This is a genomic window from Loktanella salsilacus (assembly GCF_024206795.1).
GTDB lineage: Bacteria > Pseudomonadota > Alphaproteobacteria > Rhodobacterales > Rhodobacteraceae > Loktanella > Loktanella salsilacus.
The window spans coordinates 3181591-3206711 of the sequence record NZ_CP072994.1; the positions used below are offsets into that span (position 1 = coordinate 3181591).

At 59.3% G+C, this 25121-nt stretch carries 22 protein-coding genes and 1 tRNA gene; 10 read left to right on the forward strand and 13 right to left on the reverse strand.

Annotated features, from left to right (window positions below; genetic code table 11):
• Positions 1-34: 34 nt before the first annotated feature.
• The 9 genes from KBW81_RS15395 to KBW81_RS15435 form a co-directional block, all read right to left on the reverse strand.
• Positions 35-1192 carry a PQQ-dependent sugar dehydrogenase gene (locus KBW81_RS15395; RefSeq protein WP_254247779.1) on the reverse strand — a complete coding sequence of 386 codons (1158 nt, stop codon included), beginning with the start codon at positions 1190-1192 and terminating at the stop codon, positions 35-37.
• Positions 1153-2229 (reverse strand): tRNA epoxyqueuosine(34) reductase QueG, encoded by a 1077-nt coding sequence (queG, locus tag KBW81_RS15400; RefSeq protein ID WP_254247780.1) that lies wholly within the window; start codon positions 2227-2229, stop codon positions 1153-1155. The genes KBW81_RS15395 and queG overlap by 40 nt, the downstream gene beginning before the upstream one ends.
• 96 nt (positions 2230-2325) lie before the next feature.
• Complete coding sequence (gene fzlA, locus KBW81_RS15405) at positions 2326-2991, reverse strand: FtsZ-binding protein FzlA (RefSeq protein ID WP_090188772.1); 666 nt, start codon at positions 2989-2991, stop codon at positions 2326-2328.
• Positions 2992-3043: 52 nt separating this feature from the next.
• Positions 3044-3769 carry a monofunctional biosynthetic peptidoglycan transglycosylase gene (gene mtgA, locus KBW81_RS15410; RefSeq protein ID WP_090188844.1) on the reverse strand — a complete coding sequence of 242 codons (726 nt, stop codon included), beginning with the start codon at positions 3767-3769 and terminating at the stop codon, positions 3044-3046.
• Between the two features lie 105 nt (positions 3770-3874).
• Complete coding sequence (gltB, locus tag KBW81_RS15415) at positions 3875-8407, reverse strand: glutamate synthase large subunit (RefSeq protein WP_254247781.1); 4533 nt, start codon at positions 8405-8407, stop codon at positions 3875-3877.
• Positions 8394-9119: a hypothetical protein gene (locus KBW81_RS15420; RefSeq protein ID WP_254247782.1), complete on the reverse strand. Its 726-nt coding sequence runs from the start codon at positions 9117-9119 to the stop codon at positions 8394-8396. Before KBW81_RS15420 ends, gltB begins: the two co-directional genes overlap by 14 nt.
• Positions 9116-10585, reverse strand: a complete 1470-nt coding sequence (locus tag KBW81_RS15425) for an NAD(P)-dependent oxidoreductase (RefSeq protein WP_090188766.1) — start codon at positions 10583-10585, stop codon at positions 9116-9118. The genes KBW81_RS15420 and KBW81_RS15425 overlap by 4 nt, the downstream gene beginning before the upstream one ends.
• Before the next feature lie 153 nt (positions 10586-10738).
• Entirely contained in the window at positions 10739-11545 is an 807-nt protein-coding gene (locus KBW81_RS15430; RefSeq protein WP_254247783.1) for an undecaprenyl-diphosphate phosphatase, read from the reverse strand.
• A 9-nt stretch (positions 11546-11554) separates the two neighbouring features.
• Positions 11555-12532 carry a complex I NDUFA9 subunit family protein gene (locus KBW81_RS15435; protein WP_254247784.1) on the reverse strand — a complete coding sequence of 326 codons (978 nt, stop codon included), beginning with the start codon at positions 12530-12532 and terminating at the stop codon, positions 11555-11557.
• A 155-nt stretch (positions 12533-12687) separates the two neighbouring features.
• Here KBW81_RS15435 and KBW81_RS15440 point away from each other — a divergent pair.
• From KBW81_RS15440 to KBW81_RS15485, 10 genes are all read left to right on the forward strand, one after another.
• A tRNA-Leu gene (locus tag KBW81_RS15440) sits at positions 12688-12773 on the forward strand.
• A 111-nt stretch (positions 12774-12884) separates the two neighbouring features.
• Positions 12885-14243 (forward strand): phospholipase D-like domain-containing protein, encoded by a 1359-nt coding sequence (locus tag KBW81_RS15445; protein WP_254247785.1) that lies wholly within the window; start codon positions 12885-12887, stop codon positions 14241-14243.
• Positions 14240-14953: an endonuclease/exonuclease/phosphatase family protein gene (locus tag KBW81_RS15450; protein ID WP_254247786.1), complete on the forward strand. Its 714-nt coding sequence runs from the start codon at positions 14240-14242 to the stop codon at positions 14951-14953. Before KBW81_RS15445 ends, KBW81_RS15450 begins: the two co-directional genes overlap by 4 nt.
• 103 nt (positions 14954-15056) lie before the next feature.
• Positions 15057-15668, forward strand: a complete 612-nt coding sequence (locus tag KBW81_RS15455; RefSeq protein ID WP_090188753.1) for a ribonuclease D — start codon at positions 15057-15059, stop codon at positions 15666-15668.
• Positions 15668-16630 (forward strand): KpsF/GutQ family sugar-phosphate isomerase, encoded by a 963-nt coding sequence (locus tag KBW81_RS15460; RefSeq protein WP_254247787.1) that lies wholly within the window; start codon positions 15668-15670, stop codon positions 16628-16630. The genes KBW81_RS15455 and KBW81_RS15460 overlap by 1 nt, the downstream gene beginning before the upstream one ends.
• Positions 16631-16633: 3 nt before the next feature.
• Positions 16634-17251: a hypothetical protein gene (locus tag KBW81_RS15465; RefSeq protein WP_254247788.1), complete on the forward strand. Its 618-nt coding sequence runs from the start codon at positions 16634-16636 to the stop codon at positions 17249-17251.
• A 1-nt stretch (position 17252) separates the two neighbouring features.
• Positions 17253-17735: a lipopolysaccharide transport periplasmic protein LptA gene (lptA, locus tag KBW81_RS15470; RefSeq protein WP_254247789.1), complete on the forward strand. Its 483-nt coding sequence runs from the start codon at positions 17253-17255 to the stop codon at positions 17733-17735.
• Positions 17735-18487 carry an LPS export ABC transporter ATP-binding protein gene (gene lptB, locus KBW81_RS15475; protein WP_254247790.1) on the forward strand — a complete coding sequence of 251 codons (753 nt, stop codon included), beginning with the start codon at positions 17735-17737 and terminating at the stop codon, positions 18485-18487. Before lptA ends, lptB begins: the two co-directional genes overlap by 1 nt.
• A gap of 215 nt (positions 18488-18702) precedes the next feature.
• Positions 18703-19281 (forward strand): ribosome hibernation-promoting factor, HPF/YfiA family, encoded by a 579-nt coding sequence (hpf, locus tag KBW81_RS15480; protein ID WP_090188741.1) that lies wholly within the window; start codon positions 18703-18705, stop codon positions 19279-19281.
• A gap of 30 nt (positions 19282-19311) precedes the next feature.
• Positions 19312-19776: a PTS sugar transporter subunit IIA gene (locus KBW81_RS15485; protein ID WP_090188738.1), complete on the forward strand. Its 465-nt coding sequence runs from the start codon at positions 19312-19314 to the stop codon at positions 19774-19776.
• Here the strand turns inward: KBW81_RS15485 and KBW81_RS15490 are convergent.
• The 4 genes from KBW81_RS15490 to KBW81_RS15505 are packed head-to-tail and all read right to left on the reverse strand — an operon-like array spanning position 19773 to position 25117.
• Positions 19773-21206 carry a nodulation protein NodH gene (locus tag KBW81_RS15490; protein ID WP_254247791.1) on the reverse strand — a complete coding sequence of 478 codons (1434 nt, stop codon included), beginning with the start codon at positions 21204-21206 and terminating at the stop codon, positions 19773-19775. The two genes, KBW81_RS15485 and KBW81_RS15490, sit on opposite strands and share 4 nt — an antisense overlap.
• A gap of 1 nt (position 21207) precedes the next feature.
• On the reverse strand, positions 21208-22905 hold the full coding sequence (locus KBW81_RS15495) for a beta-1,6-N-acetylglucosaminyltransferase (protein ID WP_254247792.1): 1698 nt from the start codon (positions 22903-22905) through the stop codon (positions 21208-21210).
• Complete coding sequence (locus KBW81_RS15500) at positions 22902-23912, reverse strand: glycosyltransferase family 2 protein (RefSeq protein WP_090188733.1); 1011 nt, start codon at positions 23910-23912, stop codon at positions 22902-22904. Before KBW81_RS15500 ends, KBW81_RS15495 begins: the two co-directional genes overlap by 4 nt.
• Before the next feature lie 41 nt (positions 23913-23953).
• Complete coding sequence (locus KBW81_RS15505; RefSeq protein WP_254247793.1) at positions 23954-25117, reverse strand: glycosyltransferase family 4 protein; 1164 nt, start codon at positions 25115-25117, stop codon at positions 23954-23956.
• Positions 25118-25121 lie beyond the last annotated feature (4 nt).

Here is a 25121-nt window from a genome sequence, read left to right on the forward strand (position 1 = left end):
TTGGAAAGATTTTATCGGGCCACGCGGATCGCGCTTAGCGTCCCGGCGTCACCCGCAAAATTTGTCCCGGATCGGCATCGATCAATACCAGCAGATCGCCATTATCCAGCACCTCGACGTCGCGCACACGGCCGACGTCCTGCAACAGAAGTTCTTCGCCCACCACACGGCCATTTTGCAGCCGCAGCCGCGTCAGCGATCCGGGGTTCAACCCCGCGATCAGCAAATCACCCTGCCAAGGCGCATAGCTGCCGTCATAGAAACCCATACCGCCCGGCGCGATCACCGGATCCCAATAATAGACGGGCTGCTCCATCCCCTCCATCACAGCCTGACCAGAGCCAATCGGGCTGCCATTGTAATTCACACCATAGGAAATAACCGGCCAGCCATAGTTCGCGCCCGGTTGCGGCTGGTTCAATTCGTCACCGCCGGCAGGGCCATGCTCCATGGTCCACAGATTACCGTCCGGCCCCAATGTTGCGCCTTGCACGTTGCGATGGCCATACGACCAGATACTCTCATCCGCGTCCTGCCCTGCGAATGGATTATCCTGCGGCACCGATCCGTCCGCATTCAACCGGATCACTTTGCCATAGGTCGTGTCCAGATCCTGCGCGAGCTGCCGGTTCGCTTGGGTAAAATGCTCACCCGTGGTGATATATACCTTGCCGTCCGCCGTCGGTACGATCCGGCTACCATAGTGCGCAGAGGTATCCGACGGCGGCCCTTGCACAAAGATATCCCGCACATCGGTCAGCGTCGTGCCCTGCAACACAGCCCGCGCAGCCGCCGTCACAGTGCCACCTGGCACATCCTTTGCATACGTCAGAAAGATCACGCCGCTTTGCGCAAAATCCGGGGCGATCGCCACATCAAGCAGCCCGCCCTGCTGCCGCGCATCGACCTGTGGCACCCCCTCAATCGGACCTGACAGCGTGCCATCGGCCGCAACCCGGCGCAGCGTACCCGGCCGTTCTGTCACCAGAAACGTCCCATCCGGCAACTCTGCAATGCCCCAAGGGTTCGCCAATCCCTCTGCAAAGGGTTCAACCGTCACAGGCGTCACATCAAACGCCGGTGCCCGCGTCTGGTTCTCGAACGCAGGCTCGAAAGAGGCGTTGCGGTCACCCTGCGCGACCTGCGCAGCGGCTATTGTTGGGATGAGGGCGATAAGGGCGGCAAGTCGCATGGTGGCTCCAGTCCTAGCTGTGCCAAGGCCCAGGATGCGGCATCAGCCACAGTGGCATCGGCGTCGGTCATCAGCGGGGTCAACACCTGTGCCAAGGCGGCGTTCCCGCTATTCCCGATAGCGTAGCAGACATTTCGCACAAATCGGTTGCGACCAATGCGCTTGATCGGGCTACCCGAAAACCGAAGCCGGAAAGCCGCATCATCCAGCGCCGCCAATTCCGCCAAGGGCGGTGCCCGCAGATCATCCCGCGCCGCCAATCGCGCGTCACGCCCCTGCACCGCGAACTTGTTCCAAGGACAGACCGCCAGACAATCGTCGCACCCGTAAATCCGGTTCCCCATCTTCGCGCGCAGATTAGGGTCCACCGGACCACTATGCTCAATCGTCAGATAGGAAATGCACCGCCGCGCATCCAGCTGGTAAGGCGCAGGAAATGCCTGCGTTGGACAAACATCAAGGCAGGCCGTGCAACTGCCACAATGGCCGACTTCGGCCTCATCAGGTTCTAGATCGACAGTCGTAAAAATTGCGCCCAGAAAAACCCAGTTCCCCAGATCGCGCGCCAAAAGATTGGTATGCTTCCCCTGCCATCCCAAACCAGCAGCCTGCGCTAGGGGCTTCTCCATCACAGGTGCCGTATCAACGAAAACCTTGATCTCCGCCCCAGGGACCTGATCGATCAGCCAGCGACCGACGACCTTCAGCCGCTTCTTAACCACATCATGGTAATCCCGCCCCTGCGCATAAACAGAGATCGCTGCGCGATCCCGGTGCGCCAGCACGGCCAGCGGATCGACATCCGGTGCATAGTTTTCCGCCAGCATGATAACGGATCGCGCCTGCGGCCATAGCGCCGTTGGATCGCCGCGCCAGGCCATGCGCTCGGCCATCCAGCCCATCTGCCCATGACGCCCCGCATCCACAAAGGCGGCAAGCCGCTCAGCTGTCTCAGGCACCACCCCCGGACGGCATACCCCTACCTTGGCGAACCCAGCCTCCAGTGCAAAGGCGCATAGATCAGCCTTCAGCCCCATCTTTCACCTGAACGAAAATATGTCGGGGGAGTCGCGCCAGCGACGGGGGCAGACCCCCCAAAAACGGGAGGGTGGGCGGGCCCACCCTCCCGGGTCTTAAAAATCAAGGTTCGCATAATGCGACGGCGGCAAGAAGCCCGGCACTTGATCAGCCAGCAGCGACCGAAACGCAGGCCGCGATTTGATCTTGGCGTACCAGTCCTTCAACACCTCGGACCGGTTCCAATCAACATCACTGATATAATCCAGACAGGACAACTGCGCCGCCGCTGCAAAATCAGCAAGGCTCATTTCATTCCCGGCCAGCCAGCGGCGGTGCTCTAACAGATGCGTCATATAATCCAGATGTAACCGCATCGCCCGGCTGCCCGCTTTCACGTTGGTGCTGTCGGGGTATCCCGTACCCATCACCTTGCGAAAGACCCGTTCACCCAGCAGTTTCTGGGTACACTCGGTATAAAACTTGTCGTCGAACCACCCGACCAGACGTCGCACCTCGAACCGCGAATCGGCATCGCGGGGCATCAGTGGCGGGTTTGGGTGCGTCTCTTCCAGATACTCGCAAATTGCGGCGCTCTCGCTCAGCAACTTGTTGCCCAGCCGCAAGACAGGGACCTTGCCCGCGGGGTTCCGGCGCAGGAAATCACTATCCTGCTCCCAGTAACGCTCCTCGACCAATTCAACCTCGATCCGTTTCTCGGCCAGGCTCAGTCGGACCTTGCGTGAAAACGGCGATAGCGGGAAATGATAAAGACGGTTCATGGTGCTCTCGGGGACAGGAATGCCCCCTCAATGCCGCACCTTGGCCGCGCATTCAACTCTGGAAACAGGCAGCCCGCCCGTCGGCCCTGATCGTTGCAGCGCCATCAAGGATACTCGCCGACCGCCTACGCTGCGCAGACGTGGGATTTGCGGCATCCCGGCCCTTGGGATCAGGCAAGATCATCGCCAGCCGTGCGGCCTGCACAGCAGACAAATCAGCGGCATCGACGCCAAAATAATGCTGCGCTGCGGCCTGCACGCCAAAGACGCCTGTGCCGAACTCTGCCACATTCAAATACAGCTCAAGGATTCGCCGCTTGCTCCACAGCGCCTCGGTCAATGGCGTCCAGACAGCCTCTAGCGCCTTACGGGTCCAATTCCGGCCCTGCCATAGATAGACATTCTTCACGACTTGCTGCGAAATCGTTGACGCGCCCCGGTCGCTCCCCGCTGCCAAGGCTGCCCGAATGGCCGCCACATCCAGCCCCCAGTGCAGGCAAAAATTCGCGTCCTCTGCCGCGACGACAGACCGGACCATAACGGGCGCAATATCGCCGATCGGGGCCCAAACCTGCGCCACACCGCCCAGCCTGCGGCCTTCTGCGAACATGTAAGGCGTCGTTGGCGGGTTCACGACTTTGTACAGCAGAGTCAATAAAACCACTGCTGCGATGACCCCAAGGCAGATCCGAAACACCCAGCGCCGCACGCGCAGGTGCAAGCGCCGCTTGGGCGCAGGAGCGTCTTTTGATTTTCGCGTTTTACGGGTTTTTGCCATGACGCCCATAAGTCACGGCGACCGCCCCCGGGTCAAGATTGCCAAAACGAAAACACCCCGCCGCGCGATGTGCGTGGCGGGGTGTCTTTTCAAACGAAGGCCGATTTACTCAGCTGGGATCGCCTGCTCTTCATGGCTCAGCGGTGCCTTCAGATGCACCAGCATTTCCTTGGGGCAAACCTGCAAGAAGTTGCCTTTTTCGCTATCCCAGTGCTGCAGGATCTCGCTGGCTTTGCGGCTGCCTGTCTCGGCGGCATGCCGTTCGATCAGCGACTTAAGCTGCGATTCCCAGTGATCCACCGTGACCGAGCAGGTCACCAGCGTTTCAGGGTTAATCAACTCGGCAGAGGTGCCTTCGGGATCGTACAGATAAGCCATACCGCCTGTCATACCGGCGCCAAAATTCGCACCGATGGACCCAAGGATCACCGCCACACCGCCGGTCATGTATTCACAGCCGTTGGTGCCGCAGCCCTCGATCACGACATGCGCGCCAGAATTTCGCACGGCAAAGCGCTCACCCGCGCGGCCTGCCGCGAACAGATAGCCCTTGGTTGCGCCGTACAGCACCGTGTTGCCGATGATGGTATTTTCGGACGCGACCAGCGGGCTTTGCATCTGCGGACGCACCACGATGGTACCACCCGACAGACCCTTACCGACGTAGTCATTGGCGTCGCCGCTGACTTCCAGCTTCAGGCCATGCACCGCAAAAGCACCCAGCGACTGCCCTGCACTTCCGCGCAGTTTTACTGTCAGGTGATCATCCTGCAGGTCGTTGTTCATGCCGAACCGCTGAACGATATGGCTCGACGTGCGCGTGCCGATCGTCCGCAGTGTGTTTTGCACTGCATATTCCAGCTGCATCTTTTCACCATCTTTCAGGAAGCGTTCAGCATCCTTCACGATGTCGACGTCCAGCGTATCCAGCACAACGTTGCGCGGCTGCGCGCGGTCGTACTTGATCTTGGACGCGCCATCGACGGTAATCAGCAGCGGGTTCAGGTCCAGATCGTCAAGGTGGGCAGAGCCACGCGAAACCTGCGTCAGCAGGTCCGCCCGGCCAATCACCTCTTGGATCGAGCGTGCACCGATGGACGCGAGGATTTCCCGCACTTCCGTCGCATAGAAGGTGATCAGGTTCACAACCTTGTCGGCATTGCCCACAAACTTTTCACGCAGCGCCGGGTCTTGGGTACACACGCCCACCGGGCAGGTGTTCGACTGACACTGGCGGACCATGATGCAGCCCATCGCGATCAGGGCGGCGGTGCCGATACCATATTCCTCGGCCCCCATCATCGCAGCCATGACGATGTCACGGCCTGTGCGCAGGCCGCCATCCGTGCGCAGCGTGATCCGCTCGCGCAGGTTGTTCATCGCCAGCACCTGATGCGCCTCGGTCAGACCCATTTCCCACGGCAGACCAGCGTATTTGATACTGGTTGCAGGGGATGCGCCCGTGCCGCCGTTGTGGCCCGAAATCAGGATCACGTCAGCCTTGGCCTTAGCCACACCAGCCGCAATCGTGCCGACGCCGGACGACGCCACCAACTTGACCGTCACCTTGGCGCGCGGGTTGATCTGCTTCAGGTCGTAGATCAGCTGCGCGAGGTCTTCGATGGAATAGATGTCGTGGTGCGGCGGCGGGGAAATCAGCGTGACGCCTTTGGTCGAATGGCGCAGACGGGCGATCAGGTCCGTGACCTTCATACCGGGCAGCTGGCCACCCTCGCCGGGCTTCGCACCCTGCGCGACTTTGATCTCAAGCTCTTCACAGGCGTTCAGGTATTCGGCAGTCACACCGAAACGGCCCGAGGCGACCTGCTTGATCTTGGCGGACGGGTTGTCGCCGTTCGCCTCTGGCAAGAAGTGTGCGGGATCTTCGCCGCCCTCGCCGGAGTCAGATTTTGCGCCGATGCGGTTCATCGCAACGTTCAGAGTCTTGTGCGCCTCTGGCGACAGCGCGCCAAGGGACATGCCGGGCGTCACGAACCGCTTGCGGATCGCGGTGATGCTTTCGACTTCCTCGATCGGGATCGCCTTGCCCAGTGGCTTGATCGCCAGCAAATCGCGCAGGTGGATCGGCGGGTTCGACTGCATCGCTTTGCTGAATTGCTGCCACATCGCATAGGACGACTTGGCACAAGCCGCCTGCAACATGTGCATGGTCTGCGCTTCCCAAGCGTGCTTTTCACCGGACCGGCGGGACTTGTAAAAACCACCGATGGGCAGAACCTGGTCAGTCTGGCGCCAACCATGGGCGTGCACGGCTTCTAGCTTGGACTGAATACCGTTGATGCCGATGCCGGAAATGCGCGACTGCATGCCGGGGAAATACTCAGCGACCATAGCGCGGGACAGGCCCACAGCCTCGAAGTTCAGACCGCCGCGATAGGACGACAGGACCGAGATGCCCATTTTCGACATGATCTTCAGCAGACCGGCGTCGATGGCAGCGCGGTAGCGGCCAACAGCTTCGGTCAGGGTGCCATCAACCAAACCGCGGTTCACACGGTCGGCAATGCTGTCCTGCGCAAGGTAAGCGTTCACTGTTGTCGCACCGCAGCCGATCAGGACAGCAAAGTAATGTGGGTCGATACATTCAGCAGAGCGCACGTTAACGGAACAGAATGTCCGCAGACCATTGCGCGTCAGACCCGAATGCACGGCGCTGGTCGCAAGGATCATCGGCATAGCAACGCGGGTTTCGGACTGGTGCTGATCCGTCAGAACCAAGTGACCGGCACCGGAACGGACCGCATCCTCTGCCTCTGACCGGATACGCTCTAGCGCATGGGCCAGCGCATGATCGCCGGGCTCGAAGGTACAATCGATGATCGAAACGGTTTCGCCGAAATGCTTCATCATCTCGTCGAATTCAGCGTTGGCGACAAATGGGCTTTCCAGCACCAGAATCTCTGTCTGGCTGCTGTCTTCATCCAACACGTTCTTCAGGTTACCAAACCGCGTCTTAAGCGACATGACGCGGCTTTCACGCAAGCTGTCGATCGGCGGGTTCGTGACCTGAGAGAAGTTCTGCCGGAAGAAATGCGACAGCGGGCGGAAGGTCGTCGACAGCACGGCAGAAGGCGTATCGTCGCCCATAGACGCGATCATTTCCTTGCCGTCCTCGGCCATCGGCGCAAGAACCTGCTCTAGCTCTTCAATCGTGTAGCCAGCGGCGCGCTGACGACGGCGCAGGACTTCACCGTCAAACATCGCCTTTTCAGGCACGTTCTTTAGCAGATCAGACAGTTCGACGACCTTTTCGACCCAAGCCCCAAACGGCTGGGCGACGGCGAGCTTATTTTTCAGCTCTGTGTCGTGGTACAAACGGCCTTCGGCCATATCGACGGCGATCATCTGGCCGGGGCCAAGCGCGCCTTTTTCGACGACCGTTGCTTCGTCCACGGGGACCATGCCGACTTCGGAACCTGCAACCAGCAGGCCGTCACCCGTCACGACATAGCGCATCGGGCGCAGGCCGTTACGGTCAAGACCGCCGCAGACCCAGCGGCCATCGGTCATCGCCAGCGCGGCGGGGCCGTCCCACGGCTCCATCACAGCGTTGCAATAGCCGTACATGTCCTGCCAGCTTTGCGGCATTTCGGCCTGCTGCTTGGACCATGCCTCTGGCACCATCATCGTCTTGGCCATCGGCGCGTTTCGCCCAGCGCGCACCAGCACCTCGAACACGGAATCCAGCGCAGCAGAGTCGGACGCGCCCGACGGGATGATCGGCTTGATATCGCCAGCCGCCTCGCCAAAGGCAGAGGACGCCATGCGGATCTCGTGGCTGCGCATCCAATTTACGTTGCCCTTAAGCGTGTTGATCTCGCCGTTATGGGCCAGCATGCGGAAGGGCTGCGCCAGCGACCACTGCGGGAAGGTGTTGGTGGAATAGCGCTGGTGATAGATCGCAAAGGCGGATTCAAACCGCTGATCCATCAGGTCGGGGTAGAAGACAGCAACCTGTTCGGCCAGCATCATACCCTTGTAGATGATCGAACGGGTCGACAGCGAACAGATGTAGAAGCCCGCAACGCCAGCGGCGGTCACGGCTTTTTCGATGCGGCGACGGATAATGTAGAGCTCGCGCTCGAACTGCTCTTCGTCAATATCGCCCGTGCAGCGGATCAGGATCTGCTCGATCTCTGGCCGCGTCGCGTTGGCCTTTTCGCCAAGCACTTCGTTGTTCACGGGCACATGGCGCCAGCCATAGATCCAGTGACCCATCCGCAGCACTTCGGCCTCTACGATTGTGCGGCAGCGTTCCTGCGCAGCGAAATCGGTGCGCGGCAAGAAGATCTGACCAACGGCAATCCGCTCGCCTTCGGCGTGTTCGTGCCCGGTGCGGCGGATCTGGTCGTGAAAGAACGCCTGCGGGATTTGAACGTGGATACCAGCGCCGTCGCCAGTTTTGCCATCTGCGTCGACAGCACCGCGGTGCCAGATCGCTTTCAGCGCGTTAATTGCCTTTTCGACGACGTCGCGGGATGCTTCGCCCTTGATCGACACGACAAGACCAACGCCGCAAGAGCTATGCTCGTCTTCTTCGCGGTAGAGGCTGTTTTCAGCCATCCACTTGCGCTTGGCTTCGGTCGCGGCAACCCAATTTTCATCATAGGTGGTCATTGGAAATCTCCTTGGGTGTCAGGGCGGGGGCGGACGACAGGACCGCGCCGCAATCGAATTTCGGGTTGGCGGATAGAAAACCGGGTTCCCCCGGAAAGATGAACTGCACCGGGCGGTCATCCTTGTCGAAGGAATCGTCCGGAGAGGTCACCGTGGTGGTTCCGCCGATAAAACTGCGCCATTCGGCGTTGACGAATTCATTGCCAGCGGACGACCACAGCTCTGTCCCGTCGGGGCCATAAGCGGTGATATTGTAGTCTGTCTGCTGCAGGACGACGTCGTCGATGACGACGGTCCGGCCGGTCAGGCGATCCTCGCCCACGTAGCGGGTCAGGCCGATTTCGTCAGAGTTTGTCTGGAAATCGTAGGTATCGACACCCTTGGCTAGCAGCTCTGACAGCGACGCTGGGTCAGCAGGAGAGGACTCTAACTCTTCACGGTGGTCGGTAAAGGGATAGAAACTCGTCAGCCATTGCGCATCGCGGTCGGTGCTACCGACAAAGTTTAGGCCGTCTTCGCCCAAGCTAACGCGGCGCTTGATGCCCTCCGGATCACTTTCGCAGGTAAAGTAGTGCTCGACCGCGCAGCTATGGCTTTGGATCGTCACAAAGGCATTGCAGCCCTGCGGCAGGGCAAATGTTTCTGCGGCCAAGGCGGGGCCGCAGGTCAGGATCGCAAGGGCGACCGATGGGGACAGCGCCCCGCGCATCATTCGGCAGCCACCGCACCGGCTTGCGACAGGTAGTCCATGATCGCAGCGGCGCAGTCGCGGCCATCCTTGATCGCCCAGACCACAAGGCTTGCGCCGCGCACGATGTCACCGGCCGCATAAACGCCATCAAGGGACGTTTTACCGGTGGTAAAATCAGCTTTGACCGTACCCCAGCGTGTGACTTCCAAGCCGTCGACGCCCCATAGCGCAGGCAGGTCTTCAGGCTCGAAGCCCAGCGCTTTGACGACAAGGTCCGCCTCTTCGACGTAATGCGCGCCGTCGATCAGTTCCGGGCTTTGACGGCCCGTCGCGTCCGGCTGGCCAAGGCGCATTTTGTCGACAACAACACCGCGTAACGGGCCGCTGATGGCACGGCCGTCGTTCAGGTTTGCCGCATCGTCCACGAACATCTTGGGCGCGGACAGCCAGACAAACTCGACGCCTTCTTCTTCGGCGTTCTGCACTTCCCGCTGAGAGCCAGGCATGTTGTTGCGGTCGCGGCGATACAGGCACTTAACAGAGGTCGCCCCCTGACGGATTGCGGTGCGGACACAGTCCATCGCCGTGTCACCGCCGCCGATCACGACAACCTTTTTGCCGTTCGCGTTCAGCTCGCCAGAGTTGTATTCAGGCACTTCGTCGCCAAAGCTGACGCGGTTGGACGCCGTCAAATAGTCGATAGCGCGCACGATGCCGTCGGCCTCGGCACCGGGGTTGTCCAGATCGCGGGTTTTATAAACACCCGTCGCGATCAGCACAGCGTCATGCTTGCCACGGATTGCGTCGAACGACAGGTCTTCGCCCACGTTGCAGTTCAGCACGAATTCCACGCCGCCGTCTTCCAACTGCGCCATACGCTTCATCACGACGTCTTTTTCCAACTTAAAGCCGGGGATGCCGTAGGTCAGCAGGCCGCCCCCGCGGTCGTAACGGTCATAAACCGTGACCTGAATCCCCTGACGGCGCAGCATATCCGCCGCGGCAAGGCCGCCGGGGCCAGCGCCGATGATGCCAACGGATTCGGTCCGCTCTGAGTGCGGGCGGATCGGCTTGACCCAACCTTCGTCAAAAGCAGTATCCGTGATGTATTTCTCGACCGCGCCAATGGTAACGGTACCGTGGCCGGATTGTTCGATGACACAGTTGCCTTCGCACAGGCGGTCCTGCGGGCAAATGCGACCGCAGATTTCCGGGAATGTGTTCGTCGCCTGGCTAATTTCATAGGCTTCCTGCAGGCGGCCTTCTGCTGTCAGGCGCAGCCAATCGGGAATGTTGTTCTGCAGTGGGCAGTGGGACTGGCAATAGGGCACGCCGCATTGGCTGCAACGACTTGCCTGCTCTTCCGCTTTGGCGGCCGCATACTCCCGATAGATCTCGCCGAAATCTTCGGTGCGGTCATCAGCAGACCGCTTTTCCGGCATATCCCGGCTGACGGTCGTGAACTTGAGCATCTTTTGGCCGGCCATAGTCTTCTCCATCCTCGCGTTGAAGACGTTCTATGACGCGCGCAAAAGAAAGAAAAGGCAGCCTTGCTGACCTATATTGCAGAAAATGACAGGCTTTCGCCCAAACAACGCACTTTATTTGCCTATATAGGTCAGTAATAGTTACATAATGGCCTAGAAGCCCATAGAGAGCGCGACAAACGCAACGGACCCGACGATGATTCGCCACCAGCCGAACAGGGCGTAGCCGTGGCGACTGACAAACCCAAGCAGCCACTTTACGACCAAAACGGCACTGATGAATGCGCAGATCAAACCAACCACGATCTCATTCACCGCTCCGGCGTCTAGAAGGTCGCGGTTTTTGTAGATGTCATAGGCAAAGGCACCAGCCATTGTCGGCAGGGACAGAAAGAAGCTGAATTCAGCGGCGGCCCGCTTACTGGCACCCAGCATCAAGGCGCCAACGATGGACGCGCCGGACCGGGATACGCCTGGGATCATCGCCAGACACTGCACAAAGCCAATAATCAGCGACATTTTGACGGGGAACGCAGTGGCGTCATCGTGGCGTGGTTCTGGCGCGATCTTATCCACAAACAGCAACACAACGCCGCCAAGCACCAGCATCACGGCAATCAGACGCGGGGTTTCAAACAGTACGTTTTTGATGAAGTCATGCGCCAGCACGCCAATGAAAACAGCGGGCAGAAACGCAACCAGCACTGACAGAATAAACCGCCGCGCCGCAGGATCGCGCGGCGCATCCCGGAACACTTGCCACAGCTTTCCGAAGTAGATCGTCAGCAAGGCCAGAACGGCACCTAGCTGAATGACGACCTCAAAGGTTTTTCCTGCGCTTTCAAAACCCAAGAAGTGCCCAGCCAGTAGCAAATGCCCGGTCGACGACACGGGAATGAACTCTGTCAGCCCCTCAATCAAACCTAAAAATGCGGCGATGAGGGCGGTATGCGTTTCCATGATTTATGACTACTTTAGGTTTTTCGCGCTGTTCTTAATCTCAGCGTATTGGCCAGAGGGACGAAAGCGCCACAGATAGTCCGGAAGCACTGACACCATCGACCGCGGCGTCAGACCCAGATCGGCAAAGCCGCGCGCATCGTCCGCGACGACATTATCAACCGCAAGGTTGCGGACTTGATCTGTCGTCAGCGGCGGAGTGAACAGGCCCAGCGACAAAGTCTTCGCCAGACCGAAGCCTGCAGCCATGGCGCGCGCCACAAAGAACGGGATGTTCGCGACAATCCGGTTGCGCTGCACAACAGTCAGCATCGTCTGCATTAACTCGCGGAAGGTGGCGACATCGGGCCCGCCCAGCTCATACACACCGCGCGCGGACGAATCGCCCAGCGAGGTGACGACAGCCGCAGCGACATCATCGACGAACACCGGCTGGAATTTCGTATCCGCACCAACGACCGGCAGCACTGGCCCCATGCGGGACATGCCAGCAAAGCGGTTGAAAAAGTCATCCTCTGGCCCGAACACGATCGACGGACGCAGGATCACAGCGTTTGGCATATACTCTAGCACTGCTGCTTCGCCCGTCGCCTTGGTGCGGGCGTAGTCGCTGTCTGCTTCCGCATCCGCGCCAATGGCAGAGATATGGAGCATCTGCGCAACACCCTCTTCGCTGGCGATCCGTGCGATACGGCCCGGCGCCTCGGCCTGAACGGCCTTGAAGGTGTTTTTGCCGCTTTCAGCCAGAACGCCAACGCAGTTCACAACAGCATTGGCCCCTTTAGTGACCGCGCGCACACTATCGTCGTCGCGAATATTGCAAAAGACAGGCTCTACCTGACCGACGGCACCATAGGTGCGCACGAACATAGCCTCGTTCGGGGTGCGACATGCGACGCGGATGCGCCAGCCGTCCTTGGCCAGACGGCGGGCGATATATCGTCCGACGAAACCGGAACCGCCGAAAATGGTGACAAGCTTGGTCATTTAAAGCCTCTTTCGCTGCTAAACGCGGTTTAAACCCGCACCCTTCATCAGACAAGCCGAAACGCCGCTTGGCTGCTTATGAGGAATTATCGATTTGGTGTGAAATTCGCGTTGACACTCCCCCGCCCTCCTTCTAAATCCCCCTCACGACACCTGCCCAGGTGGCGGAATGGTAGACGCGCTAGCTTCAGGTGCTAGTGTTCGCAAGGACGTGGAGGTTCGAGTCCTCTCCTGGGCACCAGTCGGATGGCATTGATTTGTAAAGCAAATCAGCCACCGACTTTCACTACCATCCCCAACACAGATTGACCTGCAGACAGGCATAACTTAGCCCTGATCGCAGGAGGACACCGTGCCGTTCAACTGGTTGATCACCCATGCCGAAATTGTCCTACTCAGCGCGCTCGTCCTGTTCGCTGCGGCCTTTTTGCTGCAACAGCGCAGATCACCGCAGTCGACAGCCGCTTGGCTGTTGTTCCTGATTTTCGCCCCCTACATCGCCGTGCCGATTTTCGTGGCGCTTGGGGTGCGAAAGCGGCCGCCGGGGACGGATGCCCTGCATCTAGAACAAATTGGTCAACAGGTGCTGCCCGCGTCTGCCGTCGATACGATGCTGCGCAGCTATCATCTGCCGGGCGCGTCAGGCGGGCACGACTTTAGGCTGCTGAACCAACCCGATGCAGCCCGAGAGGCATTGTTTGACCTGATCAATGAGGCACAGGAGCAGATCGACGCCCTGTTCTATATCGTTGCGAACGATCACATCGGTCATGATTTTCTGGCTGCGCTGACCGCAAAAGCGCAGCAAGGCGTGCGTGTGCGACTGGTCATTGACCGGCTTGGCACCCTGAATGCCCCCACTGCCGCATTGAAAAAGCTGAAAGCTGCGGGCGGCCAAGTCCGGTTCTTCTCTCCGCTGACGCAGGGGTTGATGCGGGGGCATCTGAATTTGCGCAATCACCGCAAGCTGATGGTCGTCGATCAAAAGGCTGCCTTTGGTGGTGGCATGAATATTGGTAAAGAATACCTGACCAGCGGCGATCAGACTTGGGCCGACCTAGCCTTTACCCTGCGCGGGCCTGCCGTTGCGTCCTTTACCCAGCTTTTCGCGTCGGATTGGCGCGCCGCAGGCGGCACGGAGGAGGCGATTACTAGCCCCACGCCGCAAGTCAGCGGCGATGCCGTTGTGCAGCTGGTCCCCTCTGGCCCGGACCTGCGCCATGACGCGCTGCACGATGCGCTGCTAAACGCCATTCACCGCGCCAATACCCGCGTTTGGATCGCGACCCCTTATTTTCTGCCCACTGACAGCCTAAGCGAAGCGCTTTGCGTTGCCGGACGACGCGGTGTCGATATCCGCATTCTGATCCCGCGCACGTCGAACCAAAAGATCGCCGATTTCGCACGCGGTGCATATCTGCGCGATTTGCAGGCGGCGGGCTGCCAAGTCCTTTTGTTTAATCCCAGCATGATGCACGCAAAGGCTGGAATCATTGATGACTCTGCATTTGTCGGGTCAAACAACTTGGATGTGCGCAGCATGTTGCTGAACTTTGAAGACGCACTTTTTGTGCACGACGCGGACAGTGTGCAGGCTTTGGCAGACTGGTTTCTAAACCTCGCGCCCGATTGCGACGTTGGGATCGCGCAAGCCAGCACGCTGCGCCGCATCGGCGAAGGCTTGTTCCGCGTCGGAGCGCCTATTCTATGAGCAATCACGCCGATCTGCTGCACGTCGTCAGCTATAATATTCGCAAGGCGATGGGGACCGACCGCCGCCGCGATCCGCATCGCATCCTGACGATCCTGCGCGAAGCCGCCCCTGACATTGCAATCCTGCAAGAGGCTGACCTGCGCCTTGGTCAACGCCCGGCGGCCCTGCCCCGCGACGCCATCGAAGACGCCGGGTTCGTTCCTGCTGCGCTGGCGGAAAATACCGTCAGTCTAGGGTGGCATGGCAATGCGATCCTGATCCGGCCTGATTGGCCGGTGATGTCGATCGACCGGATCGTTCTACCGGGGCTAGAGCCGCGCGGTGCCGTCGCCGCGGTCGTCGATTCGCCCTTTGGCCCCTTGCGGATTGTCGGTTTGCATCTGGGCCTATTGCGCAGGTCCCGGCTCGGCCAACAGCATGCGGTGTTGGACTGGATGGCGGATCAAGACGACCACCCTACGATCATCGCCGGTGATCTGAACGAATGGTCCGCGCGGCGCGGATTGGGGCCATTAACGCGCAAGTTTGGTCTACGCTCTCCCGGACACTCGTATCACGCCCGCTGGCGTCTGGCCCCGCTGGACCGGATCGGCATGTCGGACCATTTTGAAATGGATGATCTGGACATGATCGACACGAACCTAAGCCGCATGGCGTCAGACCATTTACCGCTTAGCGCCAAGATCGCAGTGCGCCGCGCGCCATAGCGACCCTTGAGGCCCGTGCGGGGACTGGCTAAATCCCGGTTAGGGCTTGAGCGGGTGGCCCTAGGACCCTATCTGATGGCAACCTCGGACAGGCGGACCACACATGGCCAATCATCTTTATCACGGCGATCTGCCCGATGGGCTGGACCTTGGTCCAGTTGTCGCGATCGACTGCGAAACCATGGGTCTGATCCCGCGCCGCGATCGGCTGTGCCTGATCCAGATGTCCAGCGGCGACGGCGACTGCCATCTGGTGCAGGTGTCCCTTGATATCGCACCCGCGCCAAATCTGTGCCGCATGCTGGCCGATCCCAATGTGACCAAGCTGTTTCACTATGGCCGCTTCGACATTGCCGCATTGTTCAATGCTTACGGCGTGCTGTGCCAGCCTGTCTGGTGCACGAAAATCGCATCCAAACTGGTGCGCACCTTTACGGAACGTCACGGCTTAAAGGAGCTTTTGCGCGAAATGGTTGGCACTGACATCTCTAAGCACCAGCAGCAAAGCGATTGGGGCGCACCGACCCTAACCGCCGCACAACTGGATTATGCCGCTTCCGACGTTCTATATCTACATAAGTTAAAAGCAGAACTTGAAGGCCGCCTTGCCCGCGAAGGGCGCACCGCGCTCGCGCAATCCTGCTTTGATTTCCTTCCCACCCGCGCCCAGCTTGATCTGGCCGGATGGGCCGACCCAGACGTGTTTGCACACTGATGGAACAGAATAAAATCTTTTGCGACGCTGGTCGCCGCGTGATCGAGGCTGAAGCCGCCGCACTTGTGGCACTTGGCCAGTCCCTTGACGATAGCTTTGCCGCCGCCGTGCAAATGCTTCTGGACGTGCGCGGCCGGGTGATCCTGTCGGGCATGGGCAAGTCTGGCCATATCGCGCGCAAGATCGCTGCCACCTTTGCCAGCACCGGCACCCCCGCGCACTTCGTCCACCCCGCCGAGGCAAGCCACGGCGATCTTGGCATGCTGACGCCCGGCGACGTGGTGATCGTTCTGTCCAATTCCGGCGAAACGCCTGAGCTGGCGGACCTTGTCGCCTATACCCGCCGCTTTGGCATCTCGCTGATCGGCGTCGCCAGCCGGCCGAACAGTACGCTTTTGACCCAGTCCGATATCGCCCTTGTCCTGCCCCAACTGGGCGAGGCGTGCGGCACCGGCGTTGTGCCGACGATATCAACCACGATGACGTTGGCTTTGGGTGACGCGCTGGCCATCGCGCTGATGGAACACCGCAAGTTCACGCCTGAAAACTTTCGCGACGTGCATCCCGGTGGCAAGCTGGGCGCGCGCCTATCCACCGTTGCAAACCTGATGCACACCGGCGCTGAATTGCCGATTGTTGCCGCCGACACACCCATGGGTGATGTGCTGCTCGCGATTTCCCAGCGCGGCTTTGGCGTGGCAGGCATCGTGGCGGATGACGGCACGCTGACGGGTGTGATCACTGACGGCGACCTTCGGCGCCACATGCAGGGCTTGCTGGACCATACCGCTGGCGAAGTCATGACCCGCAACCCCACCACCGTGAAAAGCGGTGCGCTTGCGGAACGCGCTGTCGCGATCATGAACGAGCGCAAGATTACCTGCCTTTTTGCCGTCGATGACGCAGGCAAAGTTGCTGGCATCTTGCATATCCACGACTGCCTGCGCGCTGGCGTGGTCTAGGCCATGGCGGCGGCCACAAACTTTCATTCCCAACTGGTTGGCTGGCTAAAGATCCTGCTGCCGCTGGCCGCGCTGATGCTGTTGTCGACGCTGTTCCTGTTCGCCCGCAATACTGGCACCCCGACTGAGATTCCTTTTGCCGAAATCGACGCTGCCGCTGCCGAACAGCGCATCGCAGCGCCGCGTTTTTCCGGACTCACGAACACGGGCGACACCCTTGCGATCAGCGCAGAGGCCGCACGCCCCGATGCCAACGGCGGGACAGAGGTGACAATCGACAAGCCGCGCCTTTCGCTGGACGCGACGGATGGCACAACCTTGCGGATCAGCGCAGGCACCGGCCTCGTCGATACCGCCGCAAAGACTGCGCACTTGGGTGGCCTTGCCCGGCTAGAGACATCGTCGGGCTATGTCATGGAAACCGCTGGCCTACAGGCTGATCTGACCACTGGCACCGTGACGTCCGATGGCGCGCTAGAGGTCCAAGCCCCCTTTGGCCAATTGAACGCGGGTCAGGTGACGATCCAAACCGGCAGCGAAGGGACCGGCCAGCAGATGAATTTTACCAAAGGCGTAAAGCTGGTGTATACACCGCCAACCGCCGCACCAAAGGACGATTGACGTGAACCGATTTTTTGCCGCCCTGATTGCTTTGGTGTTTGCTGTACCCGCAACGGCCCAGACGAATATCAACCTTGGCGGGATTGCCGCCGATCCATCTGCGCCGGTTGAAGTCACAGCCGATAATTTGAACGTTGATCAAGACACCGGCTCTGCCGTGTTTAGCGGGAATGTCGTGATTGGTCAGGGCGATCTGCGCCTGTCAGCGCCGTCTGTTCAGGTCACTTATGCGGCTGATTCGGGCGATATCACACGGCTGCAGGCCACAGGCGGGGTCACTTTTGCCACCGCGACCGAAGCGGCAGAGGCGCAAAGCGCCGACTATAATCTCGCCAGCGGCTTGCTGACCTTGAACGGCGATGTGCTGCTGACCCAAGGCCAAAGCGCCCTGTCCGCAGACAGCATGGTGCTGGACCTGAACGCTGGCACCGCGCAAATGAATGGCCGCGTGCGGACCGTGTTTCAGCAAGACGGCAACAACTGATGCCCCGCGACGTGCCCCCCCCTGCTGGCGACGGCCTACGCGTCACCAACCTGCGCAAAAGCTACCGCAAGCGCCCTGTTATCCGCGACGTCAGCTTGCATCTTGGCAAGGGCGAAGTCGTCGCGCTGCTTGGGCCAAACGGGTCGGGCAAGACCACCTGTTTTTACCTCATTGCAGGTCTTATCACGCTTGAGGGCGGGCAAGTCAGCGTCGACGGCGAGGACGTGACCACCCTGCCAATGTATCGCCGCGCGAACGTTGGCATCGGTTATCTGCCGCAGGAAATGTCCATTTTCCGCGGCCTGACGGTCGAAGACAACATCAAGGCCGTTCTGGAAATCGCTGAGCCTGACAAGAAGCGCCGCCGCGAAAAGCTGGAAAAGCTATTGTCCGAATTTTCCATCGAACACCTGCGGCGAGCCCCCGCCGTTGCCTTATCTGGCGGTGAGCGGCGACGCGCTGAAATCGCGCGCTGTCTAGCAGCGGGGCCAAAGTATGTCCTGCTGGATGAACCCTTTGCCGGGGTCGATCCGATTGCAGTTGCCGAAATTCGTGGCCTTGTCGCAGACCTGAAAAATCGCGGCATCGGTGTACTGATTACCGACCATAACGTGCAGGAAACGCTGCAAATTGTGGACCGCGCCTATATCCTGCACGACGGCAAAGTTCTGATGAGCGGAACGACCGAAGAGGTCGTGCGCGACGAGAACGTGCAGCGCGTTTATTTGGGCTCCGGTTTCCGCGTAAATTGAGCTGCCATTGACACACGGCCTGTTGTGGCGCTGAATGTCTGGGATGATGCAAGAGATTTTCCATCGCCTTTCCGCCGTAGCGCCTGCGCTGGGTGGATCCTTTAAGCCTTTGGAAACACCTACTGCATCATCCTATCAAGCGCATATGAATGGAACTTTGGGCCGCCTGCGGCCTTGGTCCTTTGTGCGTTAATACCAGCAGAACAGGAGAGATCATGCGGTATCAGATCAGCGGAAAACAGATCGACATTGGCGCGGCCCTGCAGACCCACGTTGAAACTGAACTGGGCGAAACGCTGGCGAAATATGCCGGTCGCCCGACCGAAGCTTATGTCGTCTTCTCCAAGACCGGACACGAATATGTGGCAGAAGCCGTGGTTCATTTGTCCACCGGCCTAACAGTTCAGGCGTCTGGCAAGGATTCGGAAATCTATTCTGCTTTTGATGCCTGCGCGGAAAAAATGGACAAACAGTTGCGCAGGTATAAGCGCCGGCTCAAGGATCATCACCGCGATCGCCCCGACCCTGTTGAAGTTTCGGGCGGCGGGTCGTATATCCTCGCCGCAACGAGTGATGATAGCGACGAGGATGAGCAGTCCAGCGACGCACCGGTTATCGTGGCAGAAACAGAGGCGAAGATCCCCTCAATCTCTGTTGGTGAAGCTGTGATGCAGATGGAACTGTCCCATGCGAACGTGATGGTCTTTCGAAACGAAAAGCAGGGCCGCATCAATGTGGTCTACAAGCGCGAAGATGGGAACATCGGCTGGATCGATCCGCACAACGCGGGCTGAACGGCCGGATCCGCACCAAGGGACGAATTGATGCAACTGGCCGACATCCTGCAACAAGGTGCCGTCAAAATGTTGGGCGGTTGCACCAGCAAAAAACGTCTCTTTCACGATCTCGGCGCGATGGCAGAACAATCCTACCATATGCCGTCCGCCGACGTGATCGACGCTTTGATCGAACGCGAAGGCCTTGGCCCGACCGGGGTGGGGCATGGTATTGCCCTGCCACACGCGCGCCTGGCCGATGTCGACCGCGTGCGCGGGCTGTTCCTGCGTTTGGAAAAGCCGCTTAATTTTGATTCCGTTGATCGCCAGCCCGTTGATCTGGTCTTTGCCTTGCTGGCACCAGAGGAAGCCGGCGTAGAACACCTACGCGCGCTAGCGTTGGTGTCGCGCACCATGCGTAACCCAGATATCTGCGCCAAGCTGCGGGCGAATAGCGACCCTGCTACGCTTTACACTATTCTGACCGAAAATCAGGCGACGCAGGCCGCCTAACGTAAAGCGCCGAAGCCGAACGCCTCGTAATCGCGGCCATAGGCATCGCGCGCTGCTGCCTCCACCACATCATCATAGATCGCAGCCAACCGCGCGGCATAGGGGTCGGTCTGCTCTGGCAGGTCTGGCATGCTGGTGCGGCCAATCTGCCCAGCCAGCCGCGCCATGTCGGCCCGCAGACTATCCTCGCGGGCGATAAGGTCCGCGACGCCGAAGTCGGCCATGCCCTGCAACAGTGACTGCTGCGACGCCCACGCTGCATCGGTTCGTATTGCCGTTTGAGCCGACAGGTTGTTGCGGAGGAATTTTAGGAATGCCAGAAACGCCTTGCGATGGGCCTGCATGTTATAGACCACGTCCGTTTCTGGCACCGCGCCGCCATCTGGCACGTCTACCCCGTGGACTTTGCGCAGGGTCGCCCGAATTTCGGCAAAGCTACCCGGCCCGTTTGCCACGATCCGTTCGCAAAACGCAGTATGCGCCCAAATGACCGGATGGCGCACGACAGAGAATTTGCGATGACCGGGATGGGCCCGCAGCCAGTCCCGCAGGCTTTTCTGGCTAAAGCCGGTTTTCAAATCCTGCACTGTCGCTTCGTCCACCGCAGCCAGCCAGTCTTGTACGACGGCATTCGGCCCGGATTTTAGCGGCATATAAAGCAGCGGGCTGTGCGGCGCGGCGATATACGTCGGAATCATCGGCCCACGGCGGGGTTCAAAATTTGGCGTCCGTGTCAGATTAAACCGGTCCATGCGCGCAAGCGCGGTTTCCATCTGGGCAAAGTTCGCAACCTTATCCGCCATCGGATCGGGATTTTGCTTTTTCAGCGTTTTGTTCAAGGATGTGATGTGGCTGTCGACCCCAAGCCAGCGCACCAAGCCATTCATGACCTCAACGTCCTGTAAATCCTCGTAAGCGACGTAGAACGCCGTCTGCCCGCTGCGCTGCAGGGTATTCAAGATGCGCGTTTGAAACGCTTGCAGCGCGGCAAGATGGGTTTCAAACTCTACCCCGTCGAAATTAACCTGCTGCGTTTTGGCGTGGGTGACATTCGTCAGCTTCCACTGCCCCGTCGCGCTGGCGATTTTCCAACTGACAAAGCTGTCGACAGGATTGCGCGTCAGCACAATCTTAGCGCAGCGTGGGTCAGTCAGCGCGATGTCCAAAACGCGCGAATCGTGATCATTGAAGAACCGGAAACCGTTAAGTCCCTCGGCCTGTTTCACCCGATCAATCAGCGCCTGCGGGTCGGACTCTCTGTCAGCTTGGGTCATCCCAAGAAGGTCGGGGGTATTTGGAAAACCGATAAAATGCGGGTTAAATGCTTCGCCCAAACAGGCGACGCCGTCAAACATGTTCAGGTTGGCTTCTAAAAAGTTAGAGCCCGTGCGCATTTCAGCAAAAACTACGAAGTAATCGAATTTTGACACGTTATTTGACCAAATAAGGTTTGCGCGCCGTGGGCGCTTGATTAAGCGGGGCGGAAGCGACTGGGAAATCGCCCATCAAATACGGGTGCATCCCCTGATTTTTCAGGTTTTGCAGAAACTGGCCAAAACCGGTCAGGTCATGCATCCGCGGCGCTTCGGCAATGCGGCGCGTCTTTTCCCCCGTCATTTCGTCGATCACAAGCTGAATCGCCTCCATTGGGGACTCGATGAAATCGGCCATCGTCCAGATGCGAATGCGGGCCTTGGCCCAGGTCGAGCGCAAGGCGGCCAGATGTTCGTTTTCGACGCGCTGTAGCAACGCAGCCTCGTGCCGCAGATCGGCAAAATCGCGGTTAGACTGAAACAGCGGTACAGCCCAGCTGCCTGAAATAACGCTGATTTGTGCGTTCGGATCTTTGGCCAGCGTCCAGCTAATCTTTTGCGCATCGGACGGTCCAAACTGAAACGCCTGCCGTTCGCCCCGCGTGTTCCAAATCAGATTGGTTAGGAACATCTGCGGATTGTGATCCCGCAAGGCCGGCGCATCGGACAACGCACCGTTAAAAAACTTTTGCCGACCATCAAACTGCACGCGATCGCGCGCATAAAGGTGCCCGTGCACCCGCGACCCCGTGATACGAGCCAGCCAAGGTTCAAAGTTTTCAAACAGCTCACCAAAGCCGCTAAACACAGAATAGGGCGACGACGTGATGCCGTTCTCCCAATCCTGATTCGGCCAACGGCTTTGCATATAAAGCCCCGGACGCCCCTTTGTGCGGCGATCAACGGCCTTTGAAAAGATGCGGTCAATCTTGCCGGGGCTTGGCTCTGCCCCTTTCATGGTAGCGGCGTCTTCAACCAAAAATGCCTGATATAGCAGATCAGCGCGCGGCCAGATTTTGCGCGCAACAAAGCAGTCAGACCGCCGCAGTAGCTGTAGGTGGTCGTCGTAAAAGATGTGCGGCTTGCCCTGAAAATCGAACTTTGACAGCGTCAAAGACCGGCTTTCGATATTAACCGCATACAGGCGCGCAAGGGTCTGAAAATAGCTTTCGTCCGGGATCCAGACCTTGGCGAAATACTTATCATAAAGCGGCCGATCCGGGTCCTGCAGGATCGCCGATAGGGTCTGCCGGGTCAGGCACCACCACTGCGATCCCATATGTGGCACGATGCCTTCGGGGATCTTGCGCCGAAACCGGAAACGGCGTTGCAAGGCGACGTAGCGGTCGAACAAATAGCGGTTCTTGCGCCATGAAAACGGAAACCGCAGCGTAAAGCGTTCGCGGTCAAGCCCACCCACCGTCCAAGGCACGTCAGAGGTCGTCGCGCTTTCGATAAAATCAGTACGCGGACGGCTGTCCAGATACCTGCGCAATTCGCGCACCGGGCGCAGCGGCATGCAAGACCCAGATGCCAGGAAAACATGGCGCACATTCGGAAAGGACCGCAGCATAAGCTCTGACGCGGACTGCGTGCCCGCGACGATCCCCCAAGTGCCCCATTCGCAGCGATGGCGACGGCTGAATTTAACCTTCTCCAAATCGCCAAGCGCCGTTTTAAAGGTTTCAAACTTGTCGTCCGGCACAGTTTTATCGACGTGGATCACAACAGGGCAGCCACCCTCGACCCAGTGCCGGGCGATCTGTTCAGCCCGGTCAAAGGCGGTGTGCACCAGCATGACGACGCCAACGGTCATGCCCAGTTCCCCTTGGACATAATCCCCAAAATCTCTAACTGGCGCCAGTTGATATAGCGCTCGCTCCACTTGCACCACAGGTCCGGGTTTGCGTCGCCAGACGCGGCATAAGCGCGATATTCGTGGCTGTTGGCATAGTGCTGACCACGCTCCATCTCTTCCTTTGCCTTTTCGGTAAAGTTGGGCAGGAATTTGGTGTGCAGCAACACGCCACTGGCTTTTTCCCCGCCCCATTCATCATAGACAAGGTTCAGGCCGCGCGGCAGCAGCATGTGCGTGCTGCTGACATAAGCGTATTTCTTGTCCCATTTGACCAATGGGATCTTGTTCAACGCAGGTGCGCGGGTTGGCTCTGCTGGGAAAAAGGTGCGCGCGCGCGGGCCGCCTTGGATCCACAAATTGCCAAATTTAGGATTGCGTTTGATGTTATAATTGCCACTATCGAACCATTCGACGACCTGAAGCGGGTCGGCACCCCGGCGATAGGGCACATCGTTAATGCGTCCCTTGGGATACATATCCAGCAGCATCGCGCCAAATGATTTAATCGAGGACGCATCAAGCCAGTCAGTCAATGCCCGCAGAGGCCGCGTGTCGCAGAACGGATAGACCAGCAGCTCGTCTGGATCGACAACCAGAGTCCAATGACCATCCGCATATTTTCGCTGCAACCAGTTTAGCCAATCAACACCAAAGCGCGCCCGCTTATAGCTGCCATGCGCATGAAACAGTGTCACGTCAGGCTGATCTTTTAAGAATTCGGCACCGCCATCGGTGCTATCGTTGTCGACCATAATGAAATGGTTGACCCCAAGCCCCCGATAATACTGGATAAAATGCGGCAATCGCAGGTCTTCGTTGCGAAATGTCGAAAAGACGATGATGTCGTCAGGCTTGATCTGCCCAGTCCGGTTTGCGACAGCTTTCAATTCGCGGCGCTTGCGAAAGGCGCGCACGAGCCAGCGTTGCCGCTGCACCCTTAGCCGGTAGGACCGCAAAATGCCCACGCATTTTTCCTAACTGTCTTTGCATCTAGCGCAGGTCACTATCAGGCTTCGCCTAATACCTTCCTAAAATGCGCGGACCACGTGGGGGGAACAAGCCTGCCCGCGCGATCCTGCGGCGCTATCTGCAGGAACCTCGAAATCTCTTTTTTCCATGAATAGCGGTCTTGGGCATCCACGTAAACGGCCCAGTCACCAAGCAGTTCGCGGCAAGGTGGCAAATCAGCACATAAGACCGGAACGCCCAGCGCCGCCGCCTCGATCGGGGGCAGGCCAAAGCCTTCGGCGCGGGATGGAAAGAGCAGACCTTGCGCGCCCTGAAGGAGGGCTGCAATAGCACCGTCGGACAGGTTTGGTGCCTCTTTGACGTGGGGCACACCAGCATCGAGGCGGTCAAAAACGTCCTTGTTCAGCCAGCCACGATGGCCACAAATCAGCAGATCCGGCGCGCCCGGCCCCCAGTCGTCCCAGATATCCAGTAGCAAAGCATGGTTCTTGCGTGGCTCGATCGTGCCGAGGATTACAAAATAGGGGCGCATCGGCATGACGCCGAGGTGGATATCCTCTGGCGCGGGGCTCGGCACATCGACGCCAAGGTGCGCGGTAACGATAGGCGGCACGGGTCCCAGCGCAACTAGATGGCGGCGCACATCAGAAGCGCAGGCGGCAGAGGTGCAGACGATACGGTCCGCGAATTTTCCCGCAACCTTTAGCTTTGACGCGAACTCCGCCACAGTGCCGGGGCGTTGCATGTCCGGCCAGTCCAGCGGGATCGTGTCGTGGATCAGGATCGCAATCTGTGCGCCGCGCTGCGACTTGATCGCCCGGCAGACAGAGCGGGTCAGGTTGCTGTGGCCAACGTTGAAATAGGTGATGTCCGCGGGAAGGTGTTTTAACAAACGCTTCAGCCGCGCGCGCCGCGCCCGCGCGATCGCATGGCGACGGGCAAAGCTTTGACCGTGCCGGGCCGCATCTGTCAGCCGCCGATTGAACCGCGACAGCAGGTCCGGCTTGGGAAAATCACGGGCCGTAAATGCCGCGCCCAGCGCAAGCAGTCCCGCCCGGTCCAGCAGCACAAACCCAAGCGCCGTGCGGCATAGGCCGAAGACTGGCACGTCTGTGTCGCCTGTGAACGCCTGCAGATAAGCCAGTTCGACACGGTCGACCCCCGTCGCCACCAAACCCGCCCGAGAGGCGAGTCTGGTCACATCA

Bases quoted from the DNA above. Each gene is read 5' to 3' on its own strand.
- KBW81_RS15420 (WP_254247782.1), bottom strand. From the start codon at position 9,119: ATGATGCGCGGGGCGCTGTCCCCATCGGTCGCCCTTGCGATCCTGACC.
- KBW81_RS15455 (WP_090188753.1), top strand. From the start codon at position 15,057: ATGGCCAATCATCTTTATCACGGCGATCTGCCCGATGGGCTGGACCTT.
- KBW81_RS15430 (WP_254247783.1), bottom strand. From the start codon at position 11,545: ATGGAAACGCATACCGCCCTCATCGCCGCATTTTTAGGTTTGATTGAG.
- queG (WP_254247780.1), bottom strand. From the start codon at position 2,229: ATGGGGCTGAAGGCTGATCTATGCGCCTTTGCACTGGAGGCTGGGTTC.
- KBW81_RS15425 (WP_090188766.1), bottom strand. From the start codon at position 10,585: ATGGCCGGCCAAAAGATGCTCAAGTTCACGACCGTCAGCCGGGATATG.
- KBW81_RS15465 (WP_254247788.1), top strand. From the start codon at position 16,634: ATGGCGGCGGCCACAAACTTTCATTCCCAACTGGTTGGCTGGCTAAAG.
- gltB (WP_254247781.1), bottom strand. From the start codon at position 8,407: ATGACCACCTATGATGAAAATTGGGTTGCCGCGACCGAAGCCAAGCGC.
- KBW81_RS15485 (WP_090188738.1), top strand. From the start codon at position 19,312: ATGCAACTGGCCGACATCCTGCAACAAGGTGCCGTCAAAATGTTGGGC.
- KBW81_RS15435 (WP_254247784.1), bottom strand. From the start codon at position 12,532: ATGACCAAGCTTGTCACCATTTTCGGCGGTTCCGGTTTCGTCGGACGA.
- KBW81_RS15495 (WP_254247792.1), bottom strand. From the start codon at position 22,905: ATGACCGTTGGCGTCGTCATGCTGGTGCACACCGCCTTTGACCGGGCT.
- lptB (WP_254247790.1), top strand. From the start codon at position 17,735: ATGCCCCGCGACGTGCCCCCCCCTGCTGGCGACGGCCTACGCGTCACC.
- KBW81_RS15460 (WP_254247787.1), top strand. From the start codon at position 15,668: ATGGAACAGAATAAAATCTTTTGCGACGCTGGTCGCCGCGTGATCGAG.
- hpf (WP_090188741.1), top strand. From the start codon at position 18,703: ATGCGGTATCAGATCAGCGGAAAACAGATCGACATTGGCGCGGCCCTG.
- KBW81_RS15395 (WP_254247779.1), bottom strand. From the start codon at position 1,192: ATGCGACTTGCCGCCCTTATCGCCCTCATCCCAACAATAGCCGCTGCG.
- mtgA (WP_090188844.1), bottom strand. From the start codon at position 3,769: ATGGCAAAAACCCGTAAAACGCGAAAATCAAAAGACGCTCCTGCGCCC.
- KBW81_RS15450 (WP_254247786.1), top strand. From the start codon at position 14,240: ATGAGCAATCACGCCGATCTGCTGCACGTCGTCAGCTATAATATTCGC.
- fzlA (WP_090188772.1), bottom strand. From the start codon at position 2,991: ATGAACCGTCTTTATCATTTCCCGCTATCGCCGTTTTCACGCAAGGTC.